We start from the raw sequence: 16,819 nt of genomic DNA, 5'->3' as shown, positions 1-16,819 counted from the left end.
AGGTCACTCCGTGATGGTGGGCGGCGCGGTCAGGAACGGGCGCACCTCGAGCCACTCGTGGATCGGCTTCCCGCCCGCCCCAGGGGCCGCCGACAGCTCCCCGGCCAGCTCGACGGCGCGCTCGTAGCTGTCGACGTCGATCACCATCCAGCCGGCGATCAGGTCCTTGGTCTCGGCGAACGGGCCGTCGGTGACCGGCGGGCGACCCTCGCCGTCGTACCGGACGAACGTCCCCTCGGGGGCGAGCGCCTGGCCGTCGACGAACTCGCCAGTGCCCTCGAGCCGGGTCGCGAAGTCGCTCATGTACTGCATGTGCGCCGAGATCTCCTCCGGCGTCCACTGGTCCATCGGCACGTCGTTGACGGCAGCCGGGGCGCCGCGGTAGTGCTTGAGTAGCAGGTACTTGGCCATGGTGTCTCTCCTCGGTGCTGGCGCCGACCATTCTGGTCGCGTTCACAGCGGGGACGGAGCCGGTCCCGAGTTCTCGACATCGCCGCCGGTCTTCGGTGGAGGAATTTTCTTCGACGCGTGTGCGACCGCCGGGAACCGGTCGGCCGGACCTCTGGAGACGCGCCCGACGGCTCCCGGCCAGGACCAGTCGGCCGGTGCCCTGGCGGCGATCACGCGTCGGGTGGGCACAGCCGGTTGTTGACGTCGTGCACGTCAGGGATGGCCCAGGCGAGGGTGTGGGCACGAACCTTCAGGTCGGGCTCGCTGACCGTCCCCTCCAGGATCACGACGCGGTTCTGCACCTCGATGCAGATGCGCTCACGGCGCAGCAGCGGATCCCGCTGCATCCGGTCGAGCAGCCGGCAGGCCAACCGGACGTCCGCCGAGGTGGGCTCGGCGTGGAACAGCGACGGCCGGCCGTCAGGGAACAACCAGGGGTGCGTCACGACTCGCTCCTCACGTCTTGGCGTCTCCCGGAGAGCCCTACCCCGCAGGCTTCGCCGCAATACGACAACCTCGTGACGATTCGCGCCCGGGGGGCGGTGACGAGCCATGGCGGCGGGAAGAGGACGTGTGCGCGTGCCGCCGTACGGGTAGGTGCCCCGCCGGGGAGCCGGCGGCGCGCCGCGACGATGGTGTCCCGTCTCACCGCGGTCACTCCGCCATCCTGCGCGAGGAACCCCGCCGGCAGGAGGCCATGGCCACCCATGACGCCGCCGGTGATCCGCAGGCGGTCCCGGCGTAGCCAGGAAGGCCCGTGTGCGGCGGGGCTGCCGACCGAACGGCCCTGTCCCCCATCCGGCGGCGACGGGGGGTCGGAGATCTGGCCGGCCAGCCGTCGCCCCTCAGTCAGCAGCCGGCGGTGCGCCGGGTGCCCGACGAATCCGGTTGGCGACAGCCGATGTCCCTTTACTCGCGTCGACGGATCCTACAGTCTGCATTCGACAGGTAACCCACCGGATCGGGTAGGTCGAGGGCGATGGCGAAGCGTTGGTTGATCACGGGGTGTTCGAGCGGACTCGGTCAGGCCCTCGCGGCCCGGCTCGCCGCCGAGGGGGAACAGGTGGTGGCGACGGCCCGACGGCCGGAGACCCTCGGCGCGCTGGTGGCCCGGCATCCGGGCAACGTGGTGGCCGCCGCGCTGGACGTACGGGATCCGGCGCAGTGCGTGGCGGCGGTCGAGCGGGCGGTGGACGCCTTCGGCGGTGTCGACGTCCTGGTCAACAACGCCGCCTACGGCCAGTTCGGCACCTTCGAGGAGGTCACCGACGCGGAACTCGCCGCGCAGTTCGACACCAACGTCTTCGGGCCGTGGCGGCTCACCCGGGCCGTGCTGCCGGTGTGGCGGGCGCAGCGCTGCGGGCACGCGGTCTTCGTCAGCTCGGTCGCCGGTGTGGTCCCGATCCCCGGGCTGGCCGCGTACACGGCGAGCAAGTTCGCGATGGAGGGAGCGGCCGAGTCGCTGGCCGCCGAGGCCGGGCACCTCGGGGTGAAGGTCACCATCCTGCAGCCGGGCGGCTTCGCCACCGGTTACAGCGCCAACCTGGTCATGCCGGAACACCGGATCGCGGACTACACGCCGGTCAGCGACGGCCAGCTCGGCGCGCTGCGCAGCATGAACACCTGGATCGAGGTGAACTCCCCCGAACTCTTCGCGGACGTGGTCTGGCGGCTCGGCCAGATGGAGTCGCCGCCGCTACGGCTGCCGGTGGGACCGGACTCGGAGAAGTTCCTGGAGGCCGCCTACGACGCCCGGCGCAATGAGTACGACCAGGTCGTCAAGGCGGGTCATCACACCCTCGCGTGAGCCGCGCCCGGGCCCGGTGCGACGGTGCGGGCGGCCGGATCGGCGGCTCGGGCGCAGGCACAGGGGCGGGGCCGCCGGTGTCCGGCGGCCCCGCTGGTGTGACGTCTCTCAGACGATCTCCACTCCGTAGACGTTCAGCGCCTCGGTCACCGGCTGGAAGTAGGTGGTCCCGCCGGAGGAACAGTTGCCGCTGCCACCGGAGGTCAGGCCCAGGGCGGTACTTCCGCTGAAGAGCGCGCCACCGCTGTCGCCCGGCTCGGCGCAGACCGTGGTGCGGATCAATCCGCTGACGCTGCCCTCGGCGTAGTTCACCGTGGCGTCGACCGCCTCGACCGCGCCGCCGTGCAGACCAGTGGTGCTGCCGGAGCGCTGCACCGACTGTCCGACGTAAGCGTCGGCCGCACCGGTGATGTCCCGGGTGGTGCCGTCGTACAGGTAGACGCTGCCGTCGACGGAGGTCGGGTTGGTGTGCCGCACGATGCCGTAGTCGTCGCCGGGGAAGCTGCCGGTACCGCCGGTGCCGAGCAGGCTGCCCTGCCCGGAGTCGGCGTACCAGTTGGCGGTGATGTCGGTGCAGTGCCCGGCGGTGAGGAAGTAGTGGGTGTCGCCGCTGCGGACGTTGAAGCCCAGCGAGCAGCGGCCACCACCCTCGGCGTAGATGGCCTCACCGCCGGCGGCCCGGGTGCTGAGCGTGCCGGACTCCCGCTGGATGCGGACGGTGCCGCCGAGCCGCTGCGCGACGGCCTCGACGCGTGCCAGCTTCGCGCCGGTCACCGTGCTGTCGACGGAGACCACGACCTGGTTGGTCGCCGGATCGGTCCACCACGCGGTGCCTGGCACCCGGGCGGCGCTGTCCAGGGTGGTGGTGGCCCGGGCGAGGTCGTCCGCACCGCGGGCGACGAGCTTCGGAGTCGCGCCGGCCGCGCGGACCTTGCGGGCAGCGGCGTCGTCGGTCACGGTGACGACCATGGCGCCGTCGGCCCCGGCGTACGCCCCACCGGAGCGGTCGCCGAGTGCGGCGGCGAGCGCGGCGGCTTGACCGGGGGAAGCGGGCGTAGCGGGTGCTGCCTGAGCGGGACCGCTGGTCAGCATGCCGACGACCAGCGCGCCGGCCACCGACAGTGCGGTGGCGTGGCGCAGCGGGGACCCGGAGTGTCGCATGTGGTACCTCCATGGAGCTGAGCACGGGCTGCCTTTCAGGTAGCCCCGGGCACCCGATCGGTTGGTTGGGGCCACCCGACCGGAGGCGTCGATCTATTCATAGGTCTCGTATTGATTGCAAGAGTGACGGTTGGTCTGACTCGGCCGCTTCTCATACCTTGGGCCCGGACAGCCCGACGAGTGGCGCCTGCGGCGATTAGTGGCTATTCGCCGAGACGTGGCAGGTCAGCAGGCCCGGCCTGCGACCTGCCGGGCGGCCCCGGTCATCCGCCACGACCGGATGGCGGGACAAGGCCGCAGATCGAAAAAACCGCTGCCGCCGACGCCCGCAGGGGTGGAGTGCCCAGCGGCGCGGCGGGGCTCCCACGCTGTGGCGGGCGACCAGGCTCGGAGCGACCGTCTGCCATAGCGGGCCGACGGCACCGGACTCGATCTGGGCGAGCAGCATGTCCAGGCTCGCCCGGGCGACCGCGGCGAAGTCGGGCCGGCCGGGGTCGTCAGGCGGTGGCCAACTTTCTGACCACAAAGCGTCGCGCCGTGTTCAGAACTGCCGCACGGCCAGCAGGCCGAGGGCGACCACGAGCACGACGCCCGCCGTGACGGTGATCGTCCGGATCCGTACCCGGAGGTCGGCGTCCCACCTGTCGCCGGTGCCGGCGGCGCGGCGGGCCAGCGGGGTCAACGCGCGACCGACACCGAATCCGATCCCGGCGAGCATCGCGACGTGCAGGCGCTGACCGCCGAGGAGCAGGGCGACCGCCAGCACGTACGGGGCGCTCGCCGAGACGTAGGTGCGGACTCCGGTGCCCATCTCGAAGCCGAACTGCAGCGCCCCACGCCGCAGGCTGCGCTGAAGCACGTCCTGCGGCACCTGCCGGGCGTTCTGCGGCAGCCGGATGGACACCAGGCCCACCTCGCGGAGCAGCCCCAGCACCGCCACCGCCACGATGCCCGCGTACCGCCACGGGACGGGCAGCGGAGCGGACAGGCCGGAGAGCAACCCCAGCACCAGTCCGCTGAGCAGGCCGCCGGCGACCAACCCCGTGACGAACAGGGTCAGGACGACACCCTGCCGATCTCGATCCCGCCACCCGGGCGAGGCCAGCGCGTGCGCGCTGTTGTGCGTTCAAACGGAGCCGGAGAGCGTGTAACCCGCGAGCCCCCCGATCATCGCCCAGGTGAGTACGTGTCCGTACCCGGCGGCGGCGAGCGCACCGACGGCGAGCAGCAGGAGGGGCACGAGGGGATCGCCGCCCCGGCGCAGTGCCGCCCGGGCACGTCCTGGCAGCGTTCGGGTCATACGGCGGCGCCGGTCAGCGTCCGCCAGGAGTTGACCCCGATCACGCCGTCGACCGTCAGCCCGTTCTGCCGCTGGAAGTCGCGCGCCGCGCTGTCCGTCGCCGGGCCGAAGGCCCCGTCGACCACCAGCGCGTAGCCGCGCCTGTTCAGCTGGCGCTGCGCGGCCCTGACCGGGTCGCCGTTGGCCCCGGAGCGAACCGTGATCACGAGCACCGGCCAGGTCGTCGCGTTGACGACACCGGTGGCCCCGAGGCCCGCCGCCGCCTGGAAGCTCTTCACCTTCGCCTCGGTGTCGCTGCCGAAGATCCCGTCGATCTCGGTCGCGTGCCCGCGGGCGGTCAGCAGGTGCTGCACGGTGTAGACGTTCACCCCGGTGTTGCTCCGCTGGGTGGTGGGCCAGTTGGCCGTGCCCAGGCAGCCGCACTTGGTGTTCCAGCGGCAGATCGACTTCACCCAGCCCGCGCTGGTCTTCTTGTACCCGTCGTGGCACCGGCGTTCGACCGAGCAGGTGCAGGCGCCGCACGCCCCGTTGTAGGCCCACAGCCAGCCGTCGTAGGTGCCGCCGTAGCACTGGTTCGGCCGCAGGATCCAGGTGACGCCGTCGTTCTTGTGGAATCCGGTGTACGTCCCGCTGGTGTTGCAGGAATCGGCGAAGATCGTGCTCGGGCCACACCCCGGTGAGCAGTTGTGATCGCTGGCGTACGTCGGGCACCCGGCATAGATCGTGTAACCGTCGGCGTACGCGCGGCGGGCCGCCGGAAACACGCTGAGCGCGGCCATTCCCACCGCGGTGCCCGCCCGGAGCAGGGTGCGTCGCGACAGCTCCCACCCCGCGCGCCTCCGGCCGCCCGGCTGCGCCGGCACCCGCCGGACGGCGGGCCCGGTCCCCGGGTCGTCTCCGCGCAACCAGGGCACGGCGTCGATACCGGTCATGCCCGGCCTCCCTGATTCGTGGCGACCGTCGGTGCGGAGCCGCCGGGTGGGCTGTCGACTTCGTCGAGCAGGCGGTGCAGTGCCGCGCGGGAGCCGAGCGGCTCGGCGCGGAGCACCCGCCCGGCCTGGTCGACAACGGTGGCGAACGGGGTGGCGAGGGCGTCGTACCGCTCGAACAGATCCGCCTGCCCGCCGAGCACGGTGATCGGCAGCTCCGCCGCCCGCGCCGGAGGATCCTCCCGGTAGAGGACCCGGAACTCCAGGCCGGGGCGGACGTGGTCGCTCGCCTCGGCCAGCACCTCGGTGCACGTCCCGCAGTCGGGCTCCAGGAAGAGCAGCACCAGCGGAACCGCCGGGGTCGCCGGGGTCGCCGGGGCCAACCGGGCGAATCCGGGGGCCGGCGCGCCCGGCCGCAGACCGACCGACTCGGGACGACGCTGCACCGCCCCGCTCGACAACGCGTGCACCTGGCGTACCAGGCCCGAGACCGTGAAGGCCAGCAGAAGTATCGCGATCCAGCTCAGGATCAGTGCGCTGGTCTGGAAGCTCATCCGGGCAGGCCTCCCTCTGTCGTGCCAATGGACCGGCCGGTGGTGGGCCGCCGGGCTGTCGCCGTCGCCGGCTCGTACATCGCGGCGGGCAGGTGCCACAGCAGCGCGGTGAACGTGGCGGAGGCCAGCAGCACGACGGCGAGTGAGGCGTCGGCCCGATTCGCCGGAATGATCGAGTCGGACAGGAACAGCGCTACCAGGGCCAGCCCGGCGAGGATCGACGCTCGCGCCACCACCCAGCCCGTCATCGGCAGTTCCACCCGGGAGCATCCGCACGACCCGGCGCGCCCGGTCGACCTCACGTGCAGGCCGTAGCCGGCGTACAGGGCGAGTAGCGCGACGCTGCCGACGAGGACGGCGACGAGCGGGCCCTCGCCGCCGGGGTGGAACAGCGCCACGATCCCGGCGCCAGCGAGCAGTCCTTCGCCGGCGATGGCGACGGCGGCGACCATGACCGGAGCCGGAAGCACCCGGTGCGCGGCCATGGCCTCGGCGAGCGCCGCCGGCCGTGACAGATGCTCGGCGGTGCTGACGAGCAGGGTGAACAGGACGGTGTACGTGGCCACGCTGGCCAGCAGTCCGGACATCCGACCTACCGGGCCCTCTGGACGCGGAGCCGGTCGACCAGAGTGGGCACCTGCTCCATGTCCGTGTCGGCGAAGGGCACCAGGCTGAGCCAGGCGTCCGCCGCGGCCAGTACGAAGTAGGGCTGCCCGTCGGGCAGGACGTCCCGGAAGAGCTCGCCCGCCTGCGTCCGCAGGCCGCGCCAGGAGGGCAGTTGCCCGACACGCTGCTTGGTGAGCGGTGCGATCTCCAGCAGGCCGAGCCCGGGAACCTCCTTGAGCACGGTGGCGGGTTCGGCGAACTCGGCCCCGGTCTTCGAGGTCGGGCGCAGGGCCAGCCCGTCGTCGTGCTCCTCGACGCGCAGTGTCCGCAACGCGCCGAGCAGGTCGGTGGTCGCCGCGCCGTACATCTCGGTGAAGAAGCAGTGTCGGCGCCCCCGCCAGACCGCCACGAGCCGCTCCTCGGCCAACTGGATCTGCGGGTCGTAGGATCGGATGCGCGCGGTCAGCAGCGTCCCGCCCTGGTAGGTGAGTTCCTCGTCGAACGTCTCGACGCCGAGCGTCCGGGCCACGTCGTCCGCGAGCCCGATCGAGCCGGCCGTGAACTCGTGCAGTCGGCCGCCGATCGTGACGTCGGCCACGGATGTGAACGGTGCGCTGAGGTCGAGTGAACCATCGAGCAGGAATCGCCCTTGGTCGATCGCCCGATGCGTCACCGGCGCCCCTTTGGCTGCCATGCGACCGCCCTTCGTCCGGGTCCGGAACTTGGCACCGGCACGATATACGGATACGTAAATATCTGACAAGGTCGATGCTGTGACCGGACGGTGACAGCATCGGCCCGCCGACGCCGCGGGCACGCGGACAACTGCTCCTTCAAGGCCATGGCGGGCGTCGCAGGGCTCGCCGCCCACCACGAGCGCTGGAGCGCCGCGCCCGTGATCCGTACCATCAGTCCTCGACAGCGGCGCCCGTCCGGGCGCCGCGAGCGGAGCGGGACCACCCACCACCTGCATGCGGGCTCATGCCGGTCGACCGGCGTGCGACCGTGCCCGCGAGAACCTCGCCCAGCGGTCCGCGCGCATCCACCCGTACCCGAAAGGACACCCCCATGCGCGCTGCCTGGACGCGCCGTCACCGCCTTCTGCCGGGGCTCTTGGCCCTGGCCTGCCTCGCCACCGTCGCCGTGGCCGCCGCCGTTCCGCTGACCACCCCGCCCGCCCGCGCCGCCGATCCCGTCCTGGTGCTCGACGCCACCTTCGAGGACGGCACCACCCAGGGCTTCCGGGCCCGGGCCGGTGAGACCGTCGCGGTCAGCACCGCCGTCGCCCACGGCGGCACCCGCAGCCTGCTCGCCTCCGGCCGCACCGCGAGTTGGCAGGGCCCCGCCCTCGCCCTGATCGACGGGATGGTCGAGGGAACCCGCTACACGCTGACGGTGTGGGTCCGGCTCGCCGCCGGCCAGTCGCCCGGCCAGGTCCGGCTCAGCGTGCAACGCGACTCCGGTGGCACCTCCGCCTACGACCAGGTGGTGGGTGACACCGCGGTCAGCGCCGACGCCTGGGTCCGGCTCAGTGGCACGTACGTGCTCGCGCACGACGTGGACGGGCTGTCGGCGTACGTGGAGACCGCCAGCGGCACCGCCGACCTGCACATCGACGACTTCACCATGGCGTACCAGCCGACCAGACCCGTGCAGACCGACATCCCGGCCCTGCGTGAGGTGCTGGCTGCCGACTTCCCGATCGGGGCGGCGATCGGCAACCGGCAGATCATCGGCGACCAGGCGGTCCTGCTGCGCCGGCACTTCGACACGGTGACGCCCGGCAACGCGCTCAAGTGGGATGCGACCCAGCCGACCGAGGGCGCCTTCCGGTGGGCCGACGCCGACACGCAGGTCGGTTTCGCCACCGACAACGGCCTGGCGGTACGCGGACACACCCTCGTCTGGCACCAGCAGACCCCGGCCTGGGTCTTCACCGACACCGACGGCACCCCGCTGACCTCGGACCCGGCCGACAAGGCCCTGCTGCTGTCCCGGCTGGAGGCGCACATCCGCGCGGTCGTCGGCCGGTACGGCGACGCCATCGGGGTGTGGGACGTCGCCAACGAGGTGATCGACGAGAACCAGTCCGACGGGCTGCGGCGCAGCCGCTGGTACGAGATCAGCGGACTGGACTACCTGCGGACCGCGTTCCGGGTGGCCCGGGAGGTCGCGCCGACGGCCAGGCTCTACATCAACGACTACAACACCAACGTGCCGGCCAAGCGCGACAAGCTGCGCGACCTGGTGACCCGGCTGCGGGCGGAAGGGGTGCCGGTCGACGGCGTCGGGCACCAGATGCACGTCAACGTCCAGTGGCCCTCGCTCGCCGAGACCGAGGCGATGCTCCAGGCGTTCATCCCGCTCGGCGTGGAGCAGCAGGTCACCGAGATGGACGTCAGCATCTACGTGAACAACGACGAGTCCTTCCCCACCCCGCCGGCCGACCGGCTGCTGACCCAGGCGTACCGGTACCGGGACCTCTTCGCCCTCTACCGCCGCTACGCCGACGAACTGACCTCGGTGACCCTGTGGGGGCTGGCGGACGACGACACCTGGCTGGACACCTTCCCGGTGGCCCGCAAGGACGCGCCGCTGCTGTTCGACACGGAGCTCCAGGCCAAGTCGGCGTACTGGGGGATCGTCGACCCGACCCGGATCGACCCGACTCCGACGCCGACCGTCTCCCCCACGGTCAGCCCGACGGCCTCCCCCACGGTTTCCCCGACGCCCACGCCGACCACGGGGCCGGACACCTGCCGGGCGGCGTACACCGTCACCAACCAGTGGCCGGGCGGCTTCCAGGCGAGCCTCAGGATCACCAACACCGGGGTACGGGCGCACCACGGCTGGACCGTGCGCTGGCGGTTCCCGGACGGGCAGCTGATCAGCCAGCTCTGGAACGGCACCGTTCGGCAGGACGGCCCGGGCGTGACGGTCACCCCCACGTCCTGGAACTCCGCCCTGCCCGCCGGCGGGACGGTCGAGTTCGGCTTCCTCGCCAGTTGGCACACGAGCAACGACCGCCCGGTCGGCCTCACCCTCGACGGGCTGGCCTGTACGACCGGCTGACCCACTGGCCGCCGTACCGCCGAGGCGACCTGCCCGCCACTGGTCGGTGACCAGGTGCCGCACCAGCGCGACGTCCTGGTCGAGGCCTTGGCAGGCCCTCGCGGTCCTGGAGGCGTCGGCTGGGTGTGGTGGGCGGTGGCCGGGCCGGGCAGGCCCGGCCACCGCCGGCATGGTGGTCCGTGCCGGCGGTGGATGAGCCTGTTTCCCGCTGGCGAAGGCGGTCAGTCAGCTGTTCAGGTTGGCCAGCAGCGCGTTGGCCATGCCCTGCTCGCCCCTGGCGTTGGGGTGGAACGGGGCGGCGGCGTTCTGCGGGACCAGCCCTTCGACCCACCGGGTGCTGCTGCTCCTGCACGTGTCGTGGCCGACCGACGGGGCGTAGACGTCGGCGTAGCTGGCGTTGTTCGCGGCCGCGGTGTTGGCGAGCATCGTGTTCAGCGACTTCTGGACGCCACGCAGGTACGGCACGTCCTGGTAGGCGATCGGGACCACCGGCCAGCAGCCGTAGCCGCTGTCCGGCAGGATCGCCGGATAGCCGAGCACCACGACCCGCGCGCCCGGGGCGGCCCGGCGGACCGCCTGTAGCACGGCGGTCACCTTCGGCGCGGTGGCGGCGATCCTGGCCTGCAACTGGTCGACACCTCCGGCGGTGTACCGGTTCTTGCACGGGGAGCCGAGGGGGCTACTCAGGCTCGCCTCCGCGCAGTCGCTGATGATGCCGGAGAAGCCGATGTCGTTGCCGCCGATCTGCACGGTGACCAGGCTCGTGTCCGGCGTGATCGCGTTGAGCTGCGGCGGCAACGAGATGCCCAGTGCGCCGCTGCCGCCGACGAGGATGTCCTCGGTGGTGGCTCCGGAGCAGCTCACGTCCGCGAACGCCGACGAGCCGGCGGCGGCGACCAGCGACGGGTAGTTGCGGTTGGAGCGCAGGCAGTTCAGGTCGACCTGGGTGGGCACCAGCGGGGCGGAGGTGTACGAGTCACCGAGCGCGACGTAGCGCCCGGTAGGTGCGGCGGCGTTGGCCGGGGCGGCGAAGGCGAGCAGCACACCGGCGGTGGCCGCCGCGAACGCGGCCAGCCGGCTGGCCGCCCGCAGGAGTGACAGGCGGGGACGGGTCACGGCATCTCCCAGAGAGAGGATCGTGGTGGGTGCCGTGATTCTGTCCACCCCATCGTCGAACGTCAATATCGACGGTCGTTGTCGACGCGGGCCGCCCGATTGCAACGCGGTGCCGGTGATCGACGCGCCGGTGATCCCGGCGGCCCGCCCGAAGTGGATCTCAAGGCTCACCCGGGAGGGCCGCCGCTCCTGACCGGAACCGACGCAGTCGATCGGTGGATCAGCAACCGGCGGTACGCGTGTAGTTCTGCGTCCCGAAGTAGAGAGCCAGGTTGCCGCTGAAGCGCACCATGATGTCACTGCCGTTCAGGCGCTGCTCGTAGTGCAGGTGCGATCCGGAGGAGCCGCCACTGTTGCCCACGTACCCGATGGTGGTGCTGTATCCGACGGACTGGCCGACCGAGACGTTGAAGCCGCTGAGGTGCGCGTAGTAGGTGGTGTACCCGTTGCCGTGGTTGATCCGCACGTACCGGCCGTAGCTGGTGTCACCGAGGTTGGCCACCACGTCCACCGTGCCCGGCGCGCTGGCCTTCACCGGATCGCCGTGGTCGTCGGTGCGGTTGAAGTCGATCGCGTACTGCGGGCTGTGCGTGGTGCGGGTCTCACCGGACCACGTCTGGTGGCACGGGAACGGCGTGCGGAACGACGGCGCGGCGGCGGCGGGTGACGCCGGCACCAGGAACGCGGCGGTCGCCAGCACAGCGACGCTGAGGGAACTCGTCAGACGTGAACGCATCCGAACCTCCACGGTCATAACCTTCGATCTATGTGCCGGATGATGTCAGAAACTTCCATCGACCGGAAGACCGCCGCCGGCTGACGGTGGCTGGCGCCGACAGCGCTGGAGCGCACGACGGGTGAGGACCGGCCGAAGGAGAAGTGCGTACCCGGATAGAGCTTGAGCTGCCCGCTGCCTAGTACTTCATCACGCAATAGACCACGGTGGGATTCGTGAATCGGTACCAGCGGTTCCATCTCTGGTCCCGCGTACAACTGTTTCCGTTGGTGGCGCCGGGCACGATGTCGATGATGTGGACGGTTCCCTTCGCCTTGCATTTCGGCGCCCCGACGATCCAGCCGTTGCCCGTCGGGAACCTGTAGCAGCGCAGACGCACCAGGTGGCGCTCCAGGCAGAGCCGATAGCCGCGTTCGGTGAGGTACGCCGAACCGGGGTCGGCGCACTGCCCCTGGGAGTAGTCCACCGAGACGACCCGGTAGGTGCCGCTGCTGCCGTTGCAGTTGCCGATGCCCTGGAAGCTGCCCGCCACGCTGACGACGATGCATTGCCCGATCCTCGCTGGCGGCGGGGGCGGAGCCGCCTCCGTCGGAGGGAGGATCGGCGGCGGCGAGTACGTCGGCTCGCGCGGAAGCTCCCTCGTCGTCCCGATCGGCTCGGGCAGGGGTCTCGCCGCGGGCTGGCCCTGCTGGCCGTTACTGGCCTTGATCAGGGCCACCCCGCCCAGTGCGGCCCCGCAGACGCCGATCAGGCAGAGCGCCAGCACCGCGGCGACGACACCGATGATCAGGGGCGTGTTGCGCTTCGGCGGCGACATCGGTGGCGGGGGCGGTGGCGGCGACATCGGTGGTGGGGCCCCGGGTGCTGGTGGCGTGGAGGCCGGCTGGCCGGGCTCGCTCGGCGGCGGAGGCGACGTCACCCGCAGAGTGTCACACAGCCTCGCCGGGGAGCCCGCCCCTCCGTCCTGTGTGGTGCGTCGCCAGCCGCACTCTCCGCCCCCGGCGACCGCGTACCCCGTGTCCGGACAGCCCGTCGCCCGGACGCTGCACGAACGGCTCCGAAACCTCAGCTTCCCATCGAGGAAGCCCGCATCGCAGTGAGGCCACCGTGCTGGGCCAGCCAGTCGAACAGATCCGAGCCGATACGACAACGGCGCATCTTCTCCGGGCGAGCGTCCAGGTAGTCGCCCCCGATGCGCCGGTCCCCCGTGAGCGACGCGCGGACGGCGAGGTCCGTCGCGGCATCGTCCCAGGCGGCGAGCCCGACGTGAAAGACGGTCGCCCTCCGCGACAGGCTGTCGGTTATCCCGTTGACGGACGTCCCGGCCATCGGACGCAAGCGCAGGAAATTACATCCCATCGGTCATTCCCGATAAACCATCGGACATCCGTGCCCTTGGCGCAACCCTGCGTTCCCCGAAAATCGGTAAGGATCCATGTCATCGTCTAGAGAACTGGAGCATGCGTGTCTTCGATGAACAGAAGGAAGCTGATCGCGCTCGGCGCTGGCGCGGTCGCCGCCGCGGCGACCGGCGCGGCGACCGGCGCGACGGCACAGGCCGCACCGTCCACCGACGCCGCGCTGACCACCGCCCCGTCCGCCGCCGAGCTCGCAGCCACCCTTCCGGGGGGTTTCACGAGCAGGTACGCGACGGTCAACGGAATCCGGCTGCACTACGTCGCCGGTGGGCGCGGGGAGCCGCTGATCCTGCTGCACGGCTGGCCGCAGACCTGGTGGGAGTACCACAAGGTGATGCCCGCGCTGGCCACCCGGTACCGCGTGATCGCCGTGGACCTGCGCGGTGCCGGCGGCTCCAGCAAGCCGGCGTCCGGGTACGACAAGAAGACCATGGCGGCGGACATCGCGGCGCTGGCCGGGGCGCTGGGCTACACCAAGGTGAACGTCGTGGGTCACGACATGGGGGCGATGGTCGCCTACAGCATGGCGGCGAACCACCCCGCAGTCGTCAACAAGATCGCCATGCTGGACGTGGAACACCCGAACAGCAGCTACTACGAGTTCCGGATGCTGCCGGCGCCGGGTGCCCCGTTCCACCCCTGGTGGTTCGCCTTCAACCAGGTGTCACAGCTGCCGGAGCAGCTCATCACGGGCCGGTCCCGCTTCCTCGTCGACTGGATGTTCGACAACCTCCTGGTCAACAAGGAAGCCATCAACGACTTCGACCGGGCCGTCTACGCTTATGCCTACTCGACTCCGGACGCCATCCGGGGCGGCAACGGCTGGTACCAGGCGCTGGGCCAGGACATCGTCGACAACGAGACATACACGCCGGTGACCACCCCGGTCCTGGGCATTGCCCACGACATCTTCTACCCGAGCTTCGCTGCGACGCTCACCCAGCAGGCCACCAACGTGCAGCTGGTACAGATCGCCAACACCGGGCACTACTTCGTTGACGAGCAGCCTCAGGTCCTCATCCAGCACCTGAATGCGTTCTTCGGCTGAGATCGTTCTTCGGCTGAGGCCTGACCGAGCTGAGGCTCCGGACGGGCCGGTGGGCGACGGCCGATCGAGCCGTCGCCCACCCTGCCGCACTCCACCGACGCCGGCCTAGAGACCGTCCGGCCTGGCCGTGATCACCCATGGCGTCACGGTCGACGGGCTCGTAGGAGCCGGTGCTGGCCCCGACGTTCACCACCGTCCGCGCGTCGCCGAGGGCGACCCAGATCCTCGCGGCGATCCGTGGCTCGGTGCGCCGCGTCGCGGTGTAGGCGGCTCCGATGGTGTCGTACAGCTGCGCGCTGGACATGTCGCTGCCTCCCTGGCCGCCAGCTTCCGCGTGCCGCGCGCGTGGGACGGTCTCGCTGTCCTAGGTATCCGATGAACGACAGCCGATATACCGGTCTGATACGTCGCGAACAAACGTTCCGAGATGCCCTGACGCAAGGCGCCCCGTCCGTCGCGCGGGCCGGTCCATGCAGCGTGACGGTCCAGCATGGGCGGTCGCGCGACGGACGGCGCCGGCATCGGCGGCGGCACGACTGGCGCCGACCTGACCGCGAGTACGCCGACAAGCTGCCGGGACCTCGGAGCACGCGACCGCGGATGAAGTACTGGCACTTCGCCCCGGGCCGCAATCGCGGAGGTGCGACAGAACTCTCCGGCTTGAAATCATCTCGGTGCGTGACCACATCGCGTCGAGATCTGCTCGAACCACCCATCAAGCGTGATGCAACCCGATCGCCGTGACCATGTGCCGCAGCACGTGGCGACGGACGCCCGCGAAGGAGAATGACGATGGAGATCACCCAAGCGCCGCCCCGAGCGGAACTCGTCCGCCGCGCCTCCGAGCTCGTCCCGCTGCTGCGGGAAAAGGCGGTCTGGATGGACGAGAACCGGCAGCTCCACGCCGACGTCATCGAGGCCATCACCGATGCCGGGCTGCTGAAGATGCGAGTTCCGGTCCGCTACGGCGGCTACGAGTCCGACATGGGCACGGTCGTGGACGTGCTGGCCGAGCTCGGGCGGGGTGACGGTTCGACCGCGTGGACCGTCGCGGTCTGGTCGATCAGCACGTGGTTGACCGGGCTGTTCCCCGACGAGGTGCAGGACGAGGTGTTCTCGACGCCGGACGTGCGCGTCTGCGGGATCCTCAGTCCCGGCGCGATGGCCGTGCCGACCGACGGCGGTTACATCGTCAACGGCAAATGGTCGTTCAACACCGGAGCGCAGCAGAGCACGTGGAACACGACGGCAGCGGTCACGCCGGTCGAGGGCGGCGGTTTCGCGCCGGTCATGCTCGCCATTCCGGTCGCGGACCTGGAGATCGTCGACGACTGGCACACGTCGGGCCTGCGCGGTTCCGGCAGCATCACCACGATCGCCAAGGACGTCTTCGTCCCGGCGGAGCGTGCGCTCCCGATGGGGCCGGTGCTGCAGGGTCAGCACAGGTCCAAGCTGAACGCCAACGCACCGATCTTCAACGCGCCGTTCATGGCCACCGCCTGCTCGATCGTCAGCGCGCCGGCTCTCGGCCTGGCCCTGGCGGCGAAGGACGCCTTCCTCGAGCGGCTGCCCGGCCGCAAGATCACCTACACCAGCTACGAGAACCAGAGCGAGGCCCCGATCACCCACATCGAGGTGGCCGGCGCGCTCGTCAGGATCGACGAGGTCGAGTTCCACGCACACCGCGCGGCGGACCTGCTCGACACCAAGAGCCGGGCGGGCGAGCCCTGGACGCTCGAGGAGCGGGCGCGCATCCGACTCAACCTGGGTGCCGCCTGCCAGCGGGCCGAAGAGGCGATCGGCATCCTGGCCAATGCCAGCGGCGGCTCGTCCGTCTACCGGGACGTCGCGATCCAACGCATCCGGCGGGACGTGCAGGTGCTCAACCTGCACGCCATCCTGCACCCCAACACCAACCTCGAGCTGTACGGCCGGATCGTCTGCGGCCTGGACGCCAACACGCTCTACGTCTAGGACGGCTGTCGAGGTTCCCGGTCGAGCCGGGCGGAGCCCAGGCGACGTCCGGCAGGGCGGAGGTCGGTCCGGACACCGGTGTCGCATCCGGACCGACCTTCCACGCCGCCGGCGGCGATCCCGACCCCACCGCATCGCCGCCCGCGCCTGACCGTCGCCGGGGCCCGCCGCGGGCCGGCCGGTGGACCTCGACACGCCCTGGCAGACAGCGCAGCGTGGCCAGCCGGCCGCACCGGCGTCGCCGCGTGACCACGCCCGGCAGATCCGTCTGCCGGGCACGGTCACGGCCAGCCGGCGATCACCGCGGTCGCCCTCCGCTGGGCCCCGCGACCAGGAAATCCGGGAGTGGCAACCGGACGGGGTACGCCGAGATCGCCCCATGCGTGACCGACACAGAAATCCGGAAGCGCAGCCGTGCCGCGATTGAACCCTGCGGAACTGGGCGGGCTGCAGCCCGGCAAACGGAAAGATCCACTCCTGGCGGGCCGCCGAGATCACCTGCACACCGACATGATCCACCATGGACCACCCACCGAGTTACGAGACGTCCCTTACGACCTCGTGCACGGTTGGGTGAGACATCGCCTGCGGCGAAGAACTGCTTTCACCGGGTGTGGGGTCTGGCTGGTAGGGCCTTGAGTGGCCGGG

Annotated in this window: 18 protein-coding genes and 1 pseudogene; 5 read left to right on the top strand and 14 right to left on the bottom strand. The window is 71.0% G+C overall.

Features of this window, described 5'->3' with window-relative positions:
- Positions 1 to 3: 3 nt before the first annotated feature.
- On the bottom strand, positions 4 to 411 hold the full coding sequence (locus tag AB0G13_RS12905; RefSeq protein ID WP_357872979.1) for a YciI family protein: 408 nt from the start codon (positions 409 to 411) through the stop codon (positions 4 to 6).
- Between the two features lie 209 nt (positions 412 to 620).
- A complete protein-coding gene (locus tag AB0G13_RS12900) occupies positions 621 to 896 on the bottom strand; it encodes a BON domain-containing protein (protein WP_357872976.1) in 276 nt (91 codons plus the stop codon).
- 533 nt (positions 897 to 1,429) lie between these two features.
- Between AB0G13_RS12900 and AB0G13_RS12895 the strand changes: the two genes are divergently transcribed.
- On the top strand, positions 1,430 to 2,257 hold the full coding sequence (locus AB0G13_RS12895; protein ID WP_357872973.1) for an SDR family oxidoreductase: 828 nt from the start codon (positions 1,430 to 1,432) through the stop codon (positions 2,255 to 2,257).
- A 108-nt stretch (positions 2,258 to 2,365) separates the two neighbouring features.
- Here the strand turns inward: AB0G13_RS12895 and AB0G13_RS12890 are convergent, their stop codons facing one another.
- From AB0G13_RS12890 to AB0G13_RS12860, 7 genes are all read right to left on the bottom strand, one after another.
- Positions 2,366 to 3,418: a S1 family peptidase gene (locus AB0G13_RS12890; RefSeq protein WP_357872970.1), complete on the bottom strand. Its 1,053-nt coding sequence runs from the start codon at positions 3,416 to 3,418 to the stop codon at positions 2,366 to 2,368.
- Positions 3,419 to 3,959: 541 nt separating this feature from the next.
- The gene (locus AB0G13_RS12885; RefSeq protein ID WP_357872967.1) at positions 3,960 to 4,457 is read right to left on the bottom strand and encodes a hypothetical protein; all 498 of its coding nucleotides are present in this window, start codon (positions 4,455 to 4,457) and stop codon (positions 3,960 to 3,962) included.
- Positions 4,458 to 4,544: 87 nt separating this feature from the next.
- Entirely contained in the window at positions 4,545 to 4,718 is a 174-nt protein-coding gene (locus AB0G13_RS12880) for a hypothetical protein (protein ID WP_357872964.1), read from the bottom strand.
- Complete coding sequence (locus tag AB0G13_RS12875; protein WP_357872961.1) at positions 4,715 to 5,650, bottom strand: peptidoglycan-binding protein; 936 nt, start codon at positions 5,648 to 5,650, stop codon at positions 4,715 to 4,717. Before AB0G13_RS12875 ends, AB0G13_RS12880 begins: the two co-directional genes overlap by 4 nt.
- Positions 5,647 to 6,201 carry a hypothetical protein gene (locus AB0G13_RS12870; protein ID WP_357872958.1) on the bottom strand — a complete coding sequence of 185 codons (555 nt, stop codon included), beginning with the start codon at positions 6,199 to 6,201 and terminating at the stop codon, positions 5,647 to 5,649. Before AB0G13_RS12870 ends, AB0G13_RS12875 begins: the two co-directional genes overlap by 4 nt.
- Complete coding sequence (locus tag AB0G13_RS12865; RefSeq protein ID WP_357872955.1) at positions 6,198 to 6,788, bottom strand: MauE/DoxX family redox-associated membrane protein; 591 nt, start codon at positions 6,786 to 6,788, stop codon at positions 6,198 to 6,200. The genes AB0G13_RS12870 and AB0G13_RS12865 overlap by 4 nt, the downstream gene beginning before the upstream one ends.
- Before the next feature lie 5 nt (positions 6,789 to 6,793).
- On the bottom strand, positions 6,794 to 7,405 hold the full coding sequence (locus AB0G13_RS12860; RefSeq protein WP_357872952.1) for a hypothetical protein: 612 nt from the start codon (positions 7,403 to 7,405) through the stop codon (positions 6,794 to 6,796).
- Positions 7,406 to 7,875: 470 nt separating this feature from the next.
- Here AB0G13_RS12860 and AB0G13_RS12855 point away from each other — a divergent pair, with 470 nt between their 5' ends.
- Positions 7,876 to 9,879 (top strand): endo-1,4-beta-xylanase, encoded by a 2,004-nt coding sequence (locus tag AB0G13_RS12855; protein WP_357872949.1) that lies wholly within the window; start codon positions 7,876 to 7,878, stop codon positions 9,877 to 9,879.
- A 225-nt stretch (positions 9,880 to 10,104) separates the two neighbouring features.
- Here the strand turns inward: AB0G13_RS12855 and AB0G13_RS12850 are convergent, their stop codons facing one another.
- Positions 10,105 to 10,995, bottom strand: a complete 891-nt coding sequence (locus AB0G13_RS12850; protein WP_357872946.1) for an SGNH/GDSL hydrolase family protein — start codon at positions 10,993 to 10,995, stop codon at positions 10,105 to 10,107.
- Between the two features lie 34 nt (positions 10,996 to 11,029).
- Here AB0G13_RS12850 and AB0G13_RS12845 point away from each other — a divergent pair, with 34 nt between their 5' ends.
- A complete protein-coding gene (locus AB0G13_RS12845) occupies positions 11,030 to 11,188 on the top strand; it encodes a hypothetical protein (protein ID WP_357872943.1) in 159 nt (52 codons plus the stop codon).
- 27 nt (positions 11,189 to 11,215) lie between these two features.
- Here the strand turns inward: AB0G13_RS12845 and AB0G13_RS12840 are convergent, their stop codons facing one another.
- The 3 genes from AB0G13_RS12840 to AB0G13_RS12830 all read right to left on the bottom strand — a co-directional run bounded on the left by AB0G13_RS12840 (position 11,216) and on the right by AB0G13_RS12830 (position 13,060).
- Positions 11,216 to 11,731 carry a M23 family metallopeptidase gene (locus AB0G13_RS12840; protein ID WP_357872940.1) on the bottom strand — a complete coding sequence of 172 codons (516 nt, stop codon included), beginning with the start codon at positions 11,729 to 11,731 and terminating at the stop codon, positions 11,216 to 11,218.
- A gap of 178 nt (positions 11,732 to 11,909) precedes the next feature.
- Positions 11,910 to 12,548, bottom strand: a complete 639-nt coding sequence (locus AB0G13_RS12835) for a hypothetical protein (protein ID WP_357872937.1) — start codon at positions 12,546 to 12,548, stop codon at positions 11,910 to 11,912.
- 248 nt (positions 12,549 to 12,796) lie between these two features.
- Positions 12,797 to 13,060, bottom strand: coding sequence for a hypothetical protein (locus AB0G13_RS12830; RefSeq protein ID WP_357872934.1), 264 nt, complete (start codon positions 13,058 to 13,060; stop codon positions 12,797 to 12,799).
- 144 nt (positions 13,061 to 13,204) lie between these two features.
- Between AB0G13_RS12830 and AB0G13_RS12825 the strand changes: the two genes are divergently transcribed.
- The gene (locus tag AB0G13_RS12825; RefSeq protein ID WP_357872931.1) at positions 13,205 to 14,197 is read left to right on the top strand and encodes an alpha/beta hydrolase; all 993 of its coding nucleotides are present in this window, start codon (positions 13,205 to 13,207) and stop codon (positions 14,195 to 14,197) included.
- 142 nt (positions 14,198 to 14,339) lie between these two features.
- Here the strand turns inward: AB0G13_RS12825 and AB0G13_RS12820 are convergent.
- Positions 14,340 to 14,492 (bottom strand): annotated as a pseudogene (locus tag AB0G13_RS12820) (MerR family transcriptional regulator); the annotation flags it as partial.
- A gap of 497 nt (positions 14,493 to 14,989) precedes the next feature.
- Between AB0G13_RS12820 and AB0G13_RS12815 the strand changes: the two are divergent.
- Positions 14,990 to 16,171: an acyl-CoA dehydrogenase family protein gene (locus AB0G13_RS12815; protein ID WP_357872928.1), complete on the top strand. Its 1,182-nt coding sequence runs from the start codon at positions 14,990 to 14,992 to the stop codon at positions 16,169 to 16,171.
- Positions 16,172 to 16,819 lie beyond the last annotated feature (648 nt).

It is taken from the genome of Micromonospora sp. NPDC023633 (genome assembly GCF_040640035.1).
GTDB lineage: Bacteria > Actinomycetota > Actinomycetes > Mycobacteriales > Micromonosporaceae > Micromonospora.
Note: the sequence above shows the minus strand (reverse complement) of the source record. Positions and strands in the feature narration are given on the sequence as shown.